General features: G+C 61.3%; 12 protein-coding genes. 6 read left to right on the forward strand and 6 right to left on the reverse strand.

The genetic code is table 11. The features are described 5' to 3' along the window. Positions 1–68 precede the first annotated feature (68 nt). Positions 69–533, forward strand: coding sequence for a bacterioferritin (gene bfr / locus ACCD00_RS17810; protein ID WP_007970123.1), 465 nt, complete (start codon positions 69–71; stop codon positions 531–533). 247 nt (positions 534–780) lie between these two features. Here bfr and uvrA read toward each other — a convergent pair whose 3' ends face one another. Then, the gene (gene uvrA, locus ACCD00_RS17815) at positions 781–3,615 is read right to left on the reverse strand and encodes an excinuclease ABC subunit UvrA (RefSeq protein ID WP_413426433.1); all 2,835 of its coding nucleotides are present in this window, start codon (positions 3,613–3,615) and stop codon (positions 781–783) included. 191 nt (positions 3,616–3,806) lie between these two features. Between uvrA and ACCD00_RS17820 the strand changes: the two genes are divergently transcribed. Together ACCD00_RS17820 and ACCD00_RS17825 are read left to right on the forward strand one after the other, a co-directional pair. Next, a complete protein-coding gene (locus ACCD00_RS17820) occupies positions 3,807–5,204 on the forward strand; it encodes an MFS transporter (protein ID WP_413426435.1) in 1,398 nt (465 codons plus the stop codon). Between the two features lie 9 nt (positions 5,205–5,213). Beyond that, positions 5,214–5,732, forward strand: a complete 519-nt coding sequence (locus ACCD00_RS17825; RefSeq protein WP_413426437.1) for a single-stranded DNA-binding protein — start codon at positions 5,214–5,216, stop codon at positions 5,730–5,732. Positions 5,733–5,832: 100 nt separating this feature from the next. Here ACCD00_RS17825 and ACCD00_RS17830 read toward each other — a convergent pair whose 3' ends face one another. Further along, entirely contained in the window at positions 5,833–6,381 is a 549-nt protein-coding gene (locus ACCD00_RS17830) for a cysteine hydrolase family protein (protein ID WP_413426439.1), read from the reverse strand. 101 nt (positions 6,382–6,482) lie between these two features. On the opposite strand from ACCD00_RS17830, the gene ACCD00_RS17835 reads away from it, so the two are divergent. The 3 genes from ACCD00_RS17835 to ACCD00_RS17845 all read left to right on the forward strand — a co-directional run bounded on the left by ACCD00_RS17835 (position 6,483) and on the right by ACCD00_RS17845 (position 9,539). Continuing rightward, positions 6,483–7,475 carry a GlxA family transcriptional regulator gene (locus tag ACCD00_RS17835; protein ID WP_413426441.1) on the forward strand — a complete coding sequence of 331 codons (993 nt, stop codon included), beginning with the start codon at positions 6,483–6,485 and terminating at the stop codon, positions 7,473–7,475. Between the two features lie 206 nt (positions 7,476–7,681). Next, on the forward strand, positions 7,682–8,791 hold the full coding sequence (locus ACCD00_RS17840; protein ID WP_413426443.1) for a DUF3182 family protein: 1,110 nt from the start codon (positions 7,682–7,684) through the stop codon (positions 8,789–8,791). Next, entirely contained in the window at positions 8,781–9,539 is a 759-nt protein-coding gene (locus ACCD00_RS17845; protein ID WP_413426445.1) for an alpha/beta hydrolase family protein, read from the forward strand. The genes ACCD00_RS17840 and ACCD00_RS17845 overlap by 11 nt, the downstream gene beginning before the upstream one ends. Positions 9,540–9,678: 139 nt before the next feature. Here ACCD00_RS17845 and ACCD00_RS17850 read toward each other — a convergent pair whose 3' ends face one another. The 4 genes from ACCD00_RS17850 to ACCD00_RS17865 form a co-directional block, all read right to left on the reverse strand. Continuing rightward, complete coding sequence (locus ACCD00_RS17850; protein ID WP_413426447.1) at positions 9,679–10,665, reverse strand: lysylphosphatidylglycerol synthase domain-containing protein; 987 nt, start codon at positions 10,663–10,665, stop codon at positions 9,679–9,681. Then, the gene (gene clsB, locus ACCD00_RS17855) at positions 10,652–11,944 is read right to left on the reverse strand and encodes a cardiolipin synthase ClsB (protein ID WP_413426449.1); all 1,293 of its coding nucleotides are present in this window, start codon (positions 11,942–11,944) and stop codon (positions 10,652–10,654) included. Before clsB ends, ACCD00_RS17850 begins: the two co-directional genes overlap by 14 nt. Beyond that, positions 11,941–12,705 (reverse strand): endonuclease/exonuclease/phosphatase family protein, encoded by a 765-nt coding sequence (locus tag ACCD00_RS17860; RefSeq protein ID WP_413426453.1) that lies wholly within the window; start codon positions 12,703–12,705, stop codon positions 11,941–11,943. The genes clsB and ACCD00_RS17860 overlap by 4 nt, the downstream gene beginning before the upstream one ends. 265 nt (positions 12,706–12,970) lie before the next feature. Continuing rightward, positions 12,971–14,182: an MFS transporter gene (locus ACCD00_RS17865; RefSeq protein WP_413426451.1), complete on the reverse strand. Its 1,212-nt coding sequence runs from the start codon at positions 14,180–14,182 to the stop codon at positions 12,971–12,973. Between the last annotated feature and the right edge of the window lie 329 nt (positions 14,183–14,511).

A 14,511-nucleotide genomic window follows, 5' to 3' on the forward strand; every position in this document is an offset into this window, starting at 1 on the left:
CGGCTTTCGGGTGACGATATGGGGATGTTGGTTCAAACTACAACTTTCAAGCAGGGAGATGTAGGGCGATGCAAGGCCACCCGGATGTGATCGATTACCTCAACACGTTGCTGACCGGCGAACTGGCCGCGCGTGATCAATATTTCGTCCACTCGCGGATGTATGAGGACTGGGGTTTCACCAAGCTCTACGAACGAATCAACCACGAGATGGAAGAAGAAGCAGGGCACGCCGATGCCCTGATGCGCCGGATTCTGATGCTCGAAGGCACGCCGCGCATGCGTCCGGACGATCTCGATGTCGGCACCACGGTGACCGAGATGCTCGAAGCGGATTTGCGCCTGGAATACAAGGTCCGTGCCGCGCTGTGCAAAGGCATCAAGCTATGCGAGCAGCACAAGGACTATGTCAGCCGCGAAATGCTACGGGTTCAATTGCATGACACTGAAGAAGATCACACCTATTGGCTCGAAAAGCAGTTGGGGCTGATCAAGCTGATCGGGCTCGAGAACTACCTGCAGTCCCACGCCTGATTCAGCAGAAACGAAAAAGCCCCTGTCATTGATGAAATGACAGGGGCTTTTTCATGGTGTCCGATCACGCTCCAACAGCGGCTTGTGTAGGAGCGAGCTTGCTCGCGATGAATCTGAAGGCGCCGCAGTTATCCAAAATACCTGCGTTATCGTTCACGACCATCGCGAGCAAGCTCGCTCCTACACAGCAGCAACAAAAAAGCCCCTGTCATTGATGAAATGACAGGGGCTTTTTCATGGCGCCCGGTCAAGCCCGATCACGCTCCAGCAGCGGCTTGAGGTAATAACCGGTATGGGATTGCGTCATCTCTGACACTTCCTCCGGCGTGCCGACGGCAATGATCTGCCCGCCCTTGGAACCGCCTTCCGGTCCCAGGTCCACCAGCCAGTCAGCGGTCTTGATCACGTCCAGGTTGTGTTCGATCACCACCACGGTGTTGCCGTGGTCGCGCAGGCGATGCAACACGTCCAGCAGTTGTTGGATGTCCGCGAAGTGCAGCCCGGTGGTCGGTTCATCGAGGATGTACAGGGTCTTGCCGGTATCGCGTTTGGAAAGCTCGCGGGAGAGTTTCACCCGCTGGGCTTCACCACCGGAGAGCGTGGTCGCCGATTGCCCCAGCTTGATGTACGACAGGCCGACGTCCATCAATGTTTGCAGCTTGCGCGCCAGGGCCGGTACGGCATCGAAGAACTCCCGTGCTTCCTCGATGGTCATCTCGAGGGTTTCGTGGATGCTCTTGCCCTTGTACTTGATCTCCAGGGTTTCGCGGTTGTAGCGCTTGCTCTTGCACACGTCGCACGGCACGTAGATGTCCGGCAGGAAGTGCATCTCCACCTTGATCAGGCCGTCGCCCTGGCAGGCTTCGCAACGCCCGCCCTTGACGTTGAAGGAGAAGCGCCCCGGCCCGTAGCCGCGGGAGCGGGATTCCGGCACGCCAGCGAACAATTCGCGGATCGGTGTAAACAACCCGGTGTAGGTCGCCGGGTTGGAGCGAGGTGTGCGACCGATCGGGCTCTGGTCGATGTCGACGACCTTGTCCAGGTGCTCAAGGCCCTTGATGCTGTCGTGGGCGGCCGCTTCAAGGGTAGTGGCGCCATTCAGCGCTGTAGCGCTCAAAGGGAACAGCGTGTTGTTGATCAGCGTCGACTTGCCTGAGCCGGATACGCCGGTCACACAGGTCAGCAGGCCAATCGGAATCTCCAGATCGACATTGCGCAAGTTGTTGCCGCGCGCGCCCTTGAGCGATAGCGTCAGCTTCTTGTTGCGCGGCGTGCGTTTGGCCGGGACTTCGATCTTCACCCGGCCCGACAGGTATTTGCCCGTCAGCGAGTCCGGATGCGCCATGACCTCGGCCGGTGTGCCTTCGGCGACGATATGCCCGCCGTGCACGCCAGCGCCCGGGCCGATGTCCACCACGTAGTCGGCCAGGCGAATGGCGTCTTCGTCGTGCTCGACCACGATCACCGTGTTGCCGATATCGCGCAGGTGCTTGAGGGTGCCCAGCAGCCGGTCGTTATCGCGCTGATGCAGGCCGATGGAGGGTTCGTCGAGGATGTATAGAACGCCCACCAGGCCGGCGCCAATCTGGCTGGCCAGACGGATACGCTGGGCCTCGCCACCGGACAAGGTGTCCGCACTGCGATCCAGCGACAGATAATCGAGGCCGACGTTGACCAGGAACTGCAGGCGCTCGCGGATTTCCTTGAGGATCTTGTCGGCAATCTCGCCACGCCGGCCGGTGAGCTTGAGCCCGCCAAAATAATCGGACGCATCGCCGATCGGCAGGTTGGTCACCGCCGGCAGGGTTTTCTCGCCGACCCACACGTGCCGCGCCTCACGCCGCAGGCGGGTGCCGCGGCAGTCCGGGCAGGCTTGGGTGCTGAGGAACTTGGCCAGCTCTTCACGTACCGACGCCGATTCGGTCTCGCGGTAGCGTCGCTCCAGGTTCGGCACGATGCCTTCGAACGGATGCGAGCGTTTGACGATATCCCCACGGTCGTTCAGGTATTTGAAGTCGACGTTTTGCGAGCCGCTGCCATGCAGGATGAATTTCTGCTGATCGGCAGGGAGTTCGTTGAACGGAACCTCAAGACTGAATTTGTAGTGGGAAGCCAGCGAGCCGAGCATCTGGAAGTAATAGACATTACGCCGATCCCAGCCACGAATCGCCCCTTCGGCCAGGGTCAGCTCGCCATTGACCAGGCGCTTGATGTCGAAGAACTGCTTGACCCCTAGACCATCGCAGGTCGGGCAAGCGCCGGCCGGGTTGTTGAAGGAGAACAGCTTGGGTTCCAGTTCGCTGATCGCGTGGCCGCAGATCGGGCAGGCGAAGCGTGCGGAGAAGATCATCTCTTCACCCGGTTCGTCATCCATCGGTGCCACCAGGGCGATGCCGTCTGCCAGCTTCAGCGCGGTCTCGAAGGATTCGGCCAGGCGTTGTTGCAGGTCGGCGCGAACCTTGAAGCGGTCGACCACGACATCGATGGAATGTTTTTTCTGCTTGTCGAGCTTGGGTGCTTCGTCCAGCTCGTAAAGCTTGCCGTTGATCCGGGCACGGACGAACCCTTGGGCGCGCAGTTCTTCGAAAACCGACAGGTGCTCGCCCTTGCGCTCGCGGATAACCGGAGCCAGCAGCATCAGCTTGCTGCCCTCCGGTTCGGCGAGGACCAGGTCGACCATCTGGCTGACGGTCTGCGCTTCCAGCGGGATGTCGTGATCCGGGCAGCGCGGAATACCCACGCGTGCATACAGCAGGCGCAGGTAGTCGTAGATTTCGGTAATGGTGCCGACCGTCGAACGCGGGTTGTGCGAGGTGGATTTCTGTTCGATGGAGATCGCCGGCGACAGGCCTTCGATGGTGTCGACGTCAGGCTTTTCCATCATCGACAGAAATTGCCGGGCATAGGCCGACAGCGATTCGACGTAGCGGCGCTGACCTTCGGCGTACAGGGTGTCGAAAGCCAGGGACGACTTGCCGGAGCCGGACAGGCCGGTGATGACAATCAGCTTGTCCCGTGGCAGGGTCAGGTCGATGTTCTTCAGGTTGTGGGTTCGAGCCCCACGAATCAGGATCTTGTCCAAGGTGGCCTCGCTCGGCGGGCGTCGAAAACGTAGGAGTATACGGCCAAATACTGGATGGATGCACACTATCAAACGAGAGGGTTACTGTCTTACATGAAGACTGTGTCAGCAATGCGCGTCAAAGCGTCGCGATATACCCTGCCAATCGATGGGACTGGTAGAATCGCCGCCGGTTCACATGAGGTTTTTCCATGCACGATCCCCACAGCGAGCGCATGAGTGGCGGTGAGACCCGCGCAGCAAGCGGTCTGGCCCTGGTGTTCGCCTTCCGTATGCTTGGCATGTTCATGGTGTTGCCGGTACTGGCGACCTATGGGATGGATCTGGCCGGGGCAACGCCGGCCCTGATTGGCTTGGCGATTGGCGCTTATGGCCTGACCCAGGCCATTTTCCAGATTCCGTTCGGATTCATTTCCGACCGCATCGGTCGACGCCCGGTGATTTACCTGGGGTTGATCGTCTTTGCCCTCGGTAGCCTGCTAGCAGCCAATGCCGATTCGATCTGGGGTGTGATCGCCGGGCGAATCCTGCAGGGCGCCGGGGCGATTTCGGCGGCGGTCATGGCCTTGCTGTCCGACCTGACCCGCGAGCAGCACCGGACCAAGGCCATGGCCATGATCGGCATGACCATCGGCCTGTCGTTTGCGGTGGCCATGGTGGTCGGTCCGCTGTTGACCCGTGCCTTCGGGCTGTCCGGGCTGTTCCTTGCCACCGGTGGCATGGCGCTCTTCGGCATTGTGATCGTGATGTTCATGGTGCCGCGCTCCACCCACCCGTTGCAGCATCGAGAGTCCGGTGTCGCGCGCCAGGCGCTGATCCCGACGCTCAAGCACCCGGACCTGCTGCGTCTGGACCTGGGCATTTTTGTGTTGCACGCGATGTTGATGTCCAGCTTCGTCGCCTTGCCGCTGGCACTGGTCGAGAAGGCCGGGCTGCCCAAGGAGCAGCACTGGTGGGTGTACCTGACTGCGCTGCTGATTTCTTTCTTCGCCATGATCCCGTTCATTATTTACGGCGAAAAGAAACGCAAAATGAAACGAGTTTTACTCGGTGCCGTCGTGACACTGATGCTCACCGAGCTATTCTTCTGGCAGTTCGGCGACAGCTTGCGGGCTCTGGTGATCGGTACAGTGGTGTTCTTCACCGCGTTCAATCTGCTGGAGGCTTCGTTGCCGTCGCTGATCAGCAAGGTTTCACCGGCAGGTGGCAAAGGCACGGCGATGGGGGTTTATTCCACCAGCCAGTTTCTCGGATCGGCACTGGGCGGGATACTCGGCGGCTGGTTGTTCCAGCACGGCGGTTTGTCGGTTGTGTTCCTCGGATGCGCCGGTCTGGCTGCCCTCTGGCTGGCCTTTGCTGTTACCATGCGTGAACCTCCCTACGTGACAAGCCTGCGCTTGCCGTTGTCGCCCGAGGCGATCCGCGAAGCGGGTCTGGTCGAGCGCCTGAAGGCTGTCGTAGGGGTAACAGATGCAGTGATAGTCGCTGATGAGGCGGCCATTTACATCAAATTGGACACCGAACTATTGGATCGCACCACCCTTGAAAGCCTGGTGAACAACCCGGCCGGGGCAGCGTGCGTAGCCTAGGAGAACGTTATGGCCCGTGGGGTTAACAAAGTCATATTGGTCGGCACTTGCGGCCAGGATCCCGAAGTTCGCTACTTGCCTAACGGTAATGCCGTGACCAACCTGAGTCTGGCGACCAGCGAACAGTGGACCGACAAGCAAACCGGTCAGAAAGTCGAAAAGACCGAATGGCACCGTGTTTCGATGTTCGGCAAGGTTGCGGAAATCGCCGGCGAATACCTGCGTAAAGGTTCGCAGGTGTACATCGAAGGCAAGCTGCAGACCCGCGAGTGGGAAAAAGACGGTATCAAGCGTTACACCACCGAAATCGTGGTCGACATGCAAGGCACCATGCAACTGCTGGGCGGCCGTCCACAGGGCGACCAGCAGGCTCAGGGCGGCGGTAACAACTACCAGCAATCCGCTCCGCGCCAGCAGGCTCCGCGTCCACAGCAGTCGGCACCGCAACAGTCGCGCCCGGCTCCACAGCAGGCTGCTCCTCAGCCGGCTCCGGATTTCGACAGCTTTGATGACGATATTCCGTTCTAAGCAGCTGTAAGCCCCCGAGCTACAAGCGGCAAGCTGAAAAACAAAACCCGCACTTCGGCCTGAAGTGCGGGTTTTTTATTCGTGGTGAAACGCCGTTGCTTCAGGCCGCGAGGTAGTCGGTGGTCGACACCACGCTGGCATACGCAAACGCCAGGGCCGCCATGAACGCCGCATGAACCTGCGCCGCCGGAACCGTCACGCCATTGAACTCCAGGTCGAGGGTGGCACAGGCGTCGTGGATCACGGTGACTTTATAGCCAAAGTCCGCCGCCGCACGGGTGATGCCGTCCACACACATGTGGCTCATGCTGCCCACGACCACCAGCTCCTTGATGCCTTGCTCGTCGAGGATCGACTTCAAGTCGGTTTCGCGGAACGAGTTGACGAAGTGCTTGAGTACCACCGGTTCGTCGGCGCGGTTGAGCACTTTCGGGTGCAGCTTCGCGCCTTCGGAGTCGGGGGTGAAGAACGGTGCGTCGTTGGAGGTGAATTCGTGGCGGATGTGCACCACTGAATCGCCGGCAGCGCGAAAGGCCTCGATCAGGCGGGCGGCGTTGTCTGCGGCGGCGTCAGCACCGACCAGCGGCCACTTGCCTTGGGGGAAGTAGTCGTTCTGGATATCGACTACGATGAGCGCTTGCTTGGCCATGACTGTTTCCTTGAAGTGTGTGTTGGTGTGGAATGCAGTATTGGCGCTGGCAGGCGGTCCGGGGATTGGCCGCACCGACAATAAGAGGGGGAAAACTGACAATGGACGCAGAAAGGGCAATCGCCGAACTCGGTGTGCTGATCTATCCCGGCGCGCAGATGGCGGCGGTGCATGGCTTGACGGACTTGTTCGGGGTGGCCAACCGGATCGCCGCCGAGCATCAGACTGCGCAGTTGCCGCTGCTGCGGGTCAGCCATTGGCAGGTCGAAGGTGATCAGCCGCCGGTGCGGGTCTTCGACAGCCATCCCGGCCCGGAGCGCGCCCTGGTGGCCGTGCTGATTCCGCCGTCGATCGGCGGTTTTTCCGAGGGCCAGGCGCCACAGGGATTGATCCGCTGGTTGCGCGAGCAACACGCCGGCGGCGCGACACTGGGCGGAGTTTGCGTGGGCTCGATCCTGTTGGCTGAAAGCGGTCTGCTCGACGGTCGCAGCGCCACCACCCACTGGACCTCGGCCAAAGCCTTCGCCGAACGTTATCCGGCGATCAGGCTCAAGGCCGATACGCCGATTGTCGATGACGGCGACCTGATTACCACTGCCGGGCTGATGGCCTGGTCCGAACTGGGTTTGCGCCTGGTCAACCGGCTGCTGGGACCGAGCATCGCCACCAATACCGCGCGTTTTCTGGTGGTGGAGCACAGCGACAGCGCCAGTGAGTGCGGCAGCAATTTTGCGCCGATCCTCAGTCACGGCGATGCGGTGATCCTCAAGGTGCAACACTGGCTGCAAAGCACCGGGGCGACCGATGTATCGCTGGCGGCGATGGCCGAAAAGGCAGGCCTTGAAGAACGCACCTTCCTGCGCCGATTCCGTGCGGCCACCGGGCTCAAGCCCACTGAGTATTGCCAGCATCTGCGAGTCGGCAAGGCCCGGGAAATGCTCGAATTCACCAACGGCACCATCGACCATATCGCTTGGACCGTGGGTTATCAGGACCCCGGGGCGTTTCGTGCGACATTCAAGAAAATCACCGGGCTGGCGCCGAGTGATTATCGGACGCGGTTCGGGGTGAGCCCTGGATCGGTTGCACGGTAGTTACATCACCTCGGCTCCCACAGGGTTGGGCTTGAGTCGTGCAAAATGCCGGAATCACTAAGGGCGTCGTGCAGAATAAAACAGGCCCCATGCCATCATCTCCTGTGCAAAGGGCTGATTTGAAATACGTTTCCCCTGAAGCCGCCTTGGCCTGATCCCTGCACCCCTTCAGCTACATTCATCAAGCGTCGATTGAAGGGGGATGCATGACCCCGACAAACCGCAAGAAACTGGTGGTCGCCCATTCGGTGATCGCCGATGCGCCACTGCACGAAGTCGAGACCAACCGTGCGCTGGCCCGCTGGCTGGCGCAGATACTGGGGCTCAAGTACGGCGGCAGTTACGACCCGCAACGGCACGGCGGGCGGGACCTCTACCTGCTGCCGACCCAGACCCTGGTGGGTGCTGCGGCTGCCCGGCGCCTGGGGGTCAAGGGGCCGGAGGATTTGTGGGGCGGTTATGTCGACCACGACTTCATCTGCACCAAAGCCATCAGTCATGGATTGCTCAATCACCATGCCCATGCACCGCAAGGCTGGGCACCCTTGTTTTCCGAGCGGGTGCGCAGCGTAGTACTCGACGGTCTCAGCGTGTTCTCACTCGCGGATGCGCGCCCGGCGGCGGAGCAATTGTTGCAGGCCGGGCCGATCCGCCTGAAGCCGATTCATGCCTGCGCCGGACGCGGTCAGGAAGTGATCAAAAGCCTCGACGAGTTCGATCAAGTGCTTGCCAGGCCAGAGGCTGGGGCCCTGTTCACCGAAGGCGTGGTGCTCGAGCAGGATCTGGACCAGGTGATCACCCACAGCGTCGGCCAGAGTTTTATCGGCGACAGGGTGCTCAGTTACTGCGGAGAGCAATACCTCACCGAAGACGCACAGGGCGAGTCGGTGTATGGCGGTTCCGATCTGCTGGTGGTGTCCGGTGACTACGACCAATTACTGAAACTGGATCTGCCGCAAGACGTGCGCCTGGCGATTCGTCAGGCACAAGTGTTCGACAACGCGGCCGATGAAGCCTATCCCGGCTTTTATGCCTCGCGGCGCAATTACGACATCGCCCAGGGCCTGGACAGCAACGGCCAGCCGCGCAGTGGTGTGCTGGAACAGTCCTGGCGCATGGGCGGTGCCAGCAGTGCCGAGGTAGCGGCCTTGCAGAGTTTCGTCAACGAACCGGGGATGTGCGCGATTCGTGTGTCTTCGGTGGAAACCTACATCGACCAGCCGCTGCCGGCAGACGCCATCGAGGTGTTCCGCGGGCCGGCGCACACCAGTGACTTTCTCCTCAAGTACGTAACGGTTGAATCCTATGACGGCTAGAAGCGAATCCATTCAGATCGACATCGACAACGAACAGATGAGCGGGACGTTTCTGAGCCCCAAATCGAAAGTCCCCGGCGTGCTCTTCGTGCACGGTTGGGGCGGCAGTCAGGAGCGGGACCTGGAACGCGCCAAGGGCATCGCCGGGTTGGGCTGCGTGTGCCTGACCTTCGACCTGCGCGGACACATCGGCGGCACCGGCATTCCATTGTCCCGGGTGACTCGCGAAGATAACCTGCGGGATCTGCTGGCAGCCTATGACCGCTTGCTCGCGCACCCGGCCCTCGATACGTCGGCGATTGCCGTGGTCGGCACCAGCTACGGGGGGTATCTGGCCGCGATCCTGACCTCGCTCAGGCCGGTACGCTGGCTGGCGCTGCGGGTGCCGGCGCTGTATCGCGATGAGCAATGGCACACGCCGAAACGCGATCTGGACAAGCTGGATCTGCATGATTACCGAAGCACCCTGGTGAGTGTCGACGGCAACCGCGCCTTGCATGCCTGTTCGCAATTTACCGGGGACGTCCTGCTGGTGCAGTCCGAGACCGACGACCACGTGCCCCACGCGACGATCATGAGCTACCGGGCGGCCTGCCAGCAGACGCACTCACTGACCCACCGTATCATCGACGGCGCCGATCACGCTTTGAGCGACCCGGTTTCACAGCAGGCGTACACTTCGATCCTCGTCGACTGGATTACCGAGATGGTGGTGGGGGAGCGGTTGAGCATTATTCAATCATCCTGATATTTGTGGTGTTCTTGCAGGCCCCTTCGCGGGCAAGCCCGCTCCCACAGGGTTTTGGGTTGTTCCCAAAAAATGTGTTCACCCTGGATCCTTGTGGGAGCGGGCTTGCCCGCGAAGGCGGACTAGAACACACCACAGATCACTTGGGTTTCCTGGTAATCCGCAATGACTTGGCCTTGGCTTCCACCAGCAGGTACATCACCAGGGCAATCAATAGCGGCACAATGAAATAAATCGCCCGATAGGCCAGCAGTCCCGCCACCAGGCTACCCCGCGAAACCTCGTGTTGCAGCAGCGCCACGAACACCGCCTCGAGCACGCCGAGCCCGGCCGGGATGTGCGTGATGACCCCGGCGATGGCGCTGATCAACAGCACACCCAGTACCAGTGGATAGTCCAGTTTGCTCGGCAGCAACGTGAAAATCACTGCCGCCATCAGCGACCAGTTCAGGGCGCCGAGGGCCAGTTGCAGCACCGCCATGTGCAGTGAGGGCAAGTCGATCTCCACGCCGCGAATCGCCCACTCCCGACGTTTGGCAAACCGGCATGCAGCCAGGTACCCGGCGCTCAGCAGCAGTAACAAAACCCCCACGCCTTGCAGTGCACTGCTGCTGAGTCTCCAGCCCGGCGGCATGCGTACCAGGCCGCTGCAGAACACGGCGCCGGCAATGACCATGTAGCCGAACCAGTTGGTCGCCAGGCTCAGGCCAAGGATTTTCGCGATGTTGCTCTTGCTGACCCCGAGCCGCGAATACAACCGGTAACGCATGGCGATGCCGCCGACCCAGGCGCTCAGGTTCAGGTTGAAGGCGTAGCTGATGATCCCCACGGGCAGGATCTGCTTCCATGTCAGATTCTGGCGAATGTAGGTGCGGCCGATAAGGTCGAAGCAGGCGTACACCAGAAAACTCACCAGGGTCAGCGCCGAGGCAATGATCAGCGTGCGTACCTTGAAATCGGCCAGGTTGTCGAACACTTCGTTCCATTCGATACGCTGGGCGAGCATCGTGAACAGCACGATCAGCATCAGGAAAAACAGCATCGTCAGCGGTCGTTTCCAGCGCTTGAAGTGCGACTTGCCAGCGCTTCTGGCGTGAGTTGCCGTGTGGGTCTCAGCGCGGTTCATGGTCAGCGCTCTCGGTCGGAGGGGGGACAGGTTTCAGGCGAGGTTTATGCGCCGGCAACCAACCGGCCCACGCCGGGAAATGCCGCAGGAAGTGAAACACCAGAAAACCGATGGTCATGTGCCAGACACGTCCGCGTGGCGCGATGTCGGGAGACATGACCTTGCAGTGGTGGTCGCTGAGGTCTTCCAGGCGATCGAACAGATGACGATTGAAGGCTTGGTCGCGGATCAGCACGTTGGCTTCCAGATTCATCGACAGGCTCAACGGGTCGAGGTTGCTGGAGCCGACGGTGCTCCAGTCTTCGTCCACCAACGCGACTTTGCCGTGCAGCGGGCGGTCGCAATACTCGTAGATCTTCACCCCGGACCTGAGCAGGTAGTCGTAGGTCATGCGCGCTGCGAGCCTGGCCACCAGCATGTCTGGCTGCCCTTGCAGGATCAGCCGTACATCCACGCCTCGACGGGCCGCGTTACGGATCTCGCGCAGCAGGCGGAAACCGGGAAAGAAGTAGGCGTTGGCGATCACCACCCGCCGTTGTGCCTGGCGCAACACCTGGCGGTAAACCTCTTCGATGTCGGACGGGTGTTCTCCGTTGTCGCGATACACCAGCCGCACCTGGCCATCGTGATCGCTCAAGGCCAGTTCCGAACGCCGCATCCGGCGCCTTTGCCACCAGTATCTGGCCCGCACCGGGCGACCGCATTGCAGCAGGGCGAAGTGATGGATGTCGGCCACCGCCGGGCCTTGCACCTCCACGGAATAGTCCTGTTTGGCCTCGGGGCCGAAGTCGGCCAGATGATCGGCGGAAAAATTGATCCCGCCGATGAAGGCGATGCTGCCGTCCACCACCACTATCTTGCGGTGCAGACGCCGGAACCAGTTGGTGCGGATGCCCAGGCGTTTCGGTGCCGGGTCGAACATTTGCAGGTGCACGCCGGCCGCGGTCAGGGCGCTGAGGAACCCCGCACTCAGTTCGCCGCAACCAAACCCGTCGAGACTGACGGTGGTGCGCACGCCGCGCTGAGCGGCTTCGATCAGAATCTGTTGCAGCTCATTGCCAACCTTGTCCTCGAACACAATGAACGTTTCCAGCAGGATTTCACTTTGCGCCCGACGCAGGGCTGCAAATACCCGGGGGAAAAACGCTTCGCCGTTTTCCAGCAACTCGACGCGATTGCTGCCTTGCCAGCCGTATTCGACATCGACCGCTGCCGGTTCGCGGATCGGCGGGGCGGGGATGTCTTGCAACGTGGTTTTTTCCATCGACTGGCTGCTCATAGCTCGATCTCCACCGACAGCGGGGCGTGGTCGGAAAGGTGCGACCAGGGCCGGGTGGTCAGCACTTGCGGATGGCTGGCCTTGAGGTTGCGCACGTAGATGCGGTCCAGGCGCAATGTCGGCAAGCGCGCGGGGAAACTGCGCGCCGGTTTGCCATGGTGCGCGGCGAAGACTTCGCGCAAACCGCTTGGCTTGAGCAATGCATCGGCGCGCTGGCGCCAGTCGTTGAAATCCCCGGCGACGATCACTGGGGCGTCGACCGGCAGGGCGTCCAGGCGCTGGGCAAGCAATTTCAGTTGCGCCGTGCGGTGGCTTTCGCGCAGCCCCAGGTGCACGCAAATGGCATGCACTTCCCGGCCGTCGTCGGGCATGCGCAGCACACAATGCAGGAGCCCGCGGTTCTCGTGACCGCCGATGGACACGTCGAGGTTGTCGTGGCGGATGATCTGGAATTTCGACAGCAGCGCATTGCCGTGATCGCCCGCCGGATACACCGCATTGCGTCCATAGGCGAACTGCGGCCACAGGGTGTCGGCGAGGAACTCGTATTGCGGCATCGTCGGCCAGTTGGTGTAGCGCTTGGGGTGCTGTTCGTGGGTGCCGTGGACTTCCTGCAAAAACACCACATCGGCAGACACACTGCGCACCGCTTCACGCAGTTCCGGCAGGATGAAACGCCGGTTGAGTGCGGTGAAACCTTTATGGGTATTGACCGTCAGCACCTTGAAACGACAAGTGACGGACGGCCCCTGTACCTGCATGTCGGTTGCGTTTGAGTGTGCGGGAATATCGGTGTGATTCGCTGTCATGTCGCCTCCCGCCTGACGGCCCCTGTTTTTGGATGACTCCGGGGCGGCGGCGAAAGTTTCGATGGGGCTACGGACGGTACACAGTCTTGAACTCACATCCATCCAATGTGGGAGCGGCGGTGCGGCGATCCGACTTGCTCGCGAAAGGGGCGTATCAGTCACATCAATGCTGGATGTGCCGACGCCTTCGCGAGCAAGCCCGCTCCCACAGGGTGTATCAGTGGCCGGTGATAACGCGGGCAGAACCCTCGGCCTGTTCGGCGAACACCGGGCCGAGGCGGTCAAGGCGTCCACTCCACGCGGTCAATGCCAGCGCCAGCAACACCACCAGGCCGCCGATCCATGCGGTGTGAATCAACCCCATGTGGGCGACGATCAGGCCGCCGCCCCACGCGCCGCCGGCAATGCCGAGGTTGAACGCCGCGATGTTCAGGCCGGATGCTACGTCCACGGCCTGCGGAGTGTGATGTTCGGCCTGGCGCACCACGTACACCTGCAATCCCGGCACGTTGCCGAATGCCACGGCGCCCCAGACCAGCACGGTGACCAGCGCGAGCCAAGGATTGCCGGCAGTGAAGGTCAGCACGAACAACACGGCGGCGAGCAGGGCAAAAATGATTTTCAGGGCGCTGATCGGGCCGTGTTTGTCCGCCAGCTTGCCGCCCCAGATGTTGCCGACGGCCACGGAGATGCCGTAGACCAGCAATACCAGGCTGACGGTGCTGGCGCTGAAACCGGAGAGGTCCTGGAGAATCGGGGCGAGGAAGGTAAAGGCGATGAACGAGCCGCCGTAGCCGACGGCCGTCATGGCATACACCAGCAACAGGCGCGGTTGCTTGAGCACCTGCAATTGTTGCAACAACGACGCGGGTTTGCTGTGGGCGATGTTGTTCGGCACGTAAATCAGGCTGCCAACGAAGGCGATGACACCCAATGCCGAAACAGCGAGGAAGGTTTCACGCCAGCCGAAATGCTGGCCGATGAATGTCCCCAGTGGCACGCCGGTGACCAGCGCCACGGTCAGGCCGGTGAACATGATGGCAATCGCGCTGGCGGCTTTTTCCTTCGGCACTAGACTGGTGGCGATGGTCGAGCCGATCGAGAAAAACACCCCGTGGGCCAGGCCGGTGACGATCCGCGCGAGGATCAACGACTCGTAGCTCGGTGCTTGCCACGCCAGCAGATTGCCGAGGGTGAACAGCACCATCAGCGATAACAGCAGCAACTTGCGTGGAACCTTGCCGGTGAGGGCGGTCAGCACCGGGGCGCCGACGGCAACGCCAAGGGCATACAGGCTGACCAGCAGGCCGGCGGATGGCAGGCTGACCCCGAGGTCGGCACCAATGGTGGGTAACAGGCCAACGATGACGAACTCGGTCGTCCCGATGGCAAAGGCGCTGAGGGTCAGCGCGAGCAAGGCAATGGGCATTTCTGCAACTCCGGAGATTGATTCGATGGAGCGCAGTGTCGGGGTTCGGGTTGTGCGGAAAAATACAGGGACGGACATTTGATATTTGCCTTGGACGCAAAGATCGCGAGCGCGAGTGCTAGTCTGTGCCACAGGAAGGCATCGTCGTCCTGCTATCTGCGGGCAATAGCCGAACTTGCCCGGCATTTCTCGATCAGTTCCTTACCGACACAGCCAAAGGAGCGGGTGCTTTGATCAGGCTCAAGACCGCGATACTGCTGGGGGCGTTGCTGTTTCTGGGCAGCGAGCATCTGTAAGCCGCCGCGATACCGGGGCTGCCGGCCACCGCG

The organism is Pseudomonas sp. Pseusp3, assembly GCF_047304225.1.
Lineage (GTDB): Bacteria > Pseudomonadota > Gammaproteobacteria > Pseudomonadales > Pseudomonadaceae > Aquipseudomonas > Aquipseudomonas fluorescens_CD.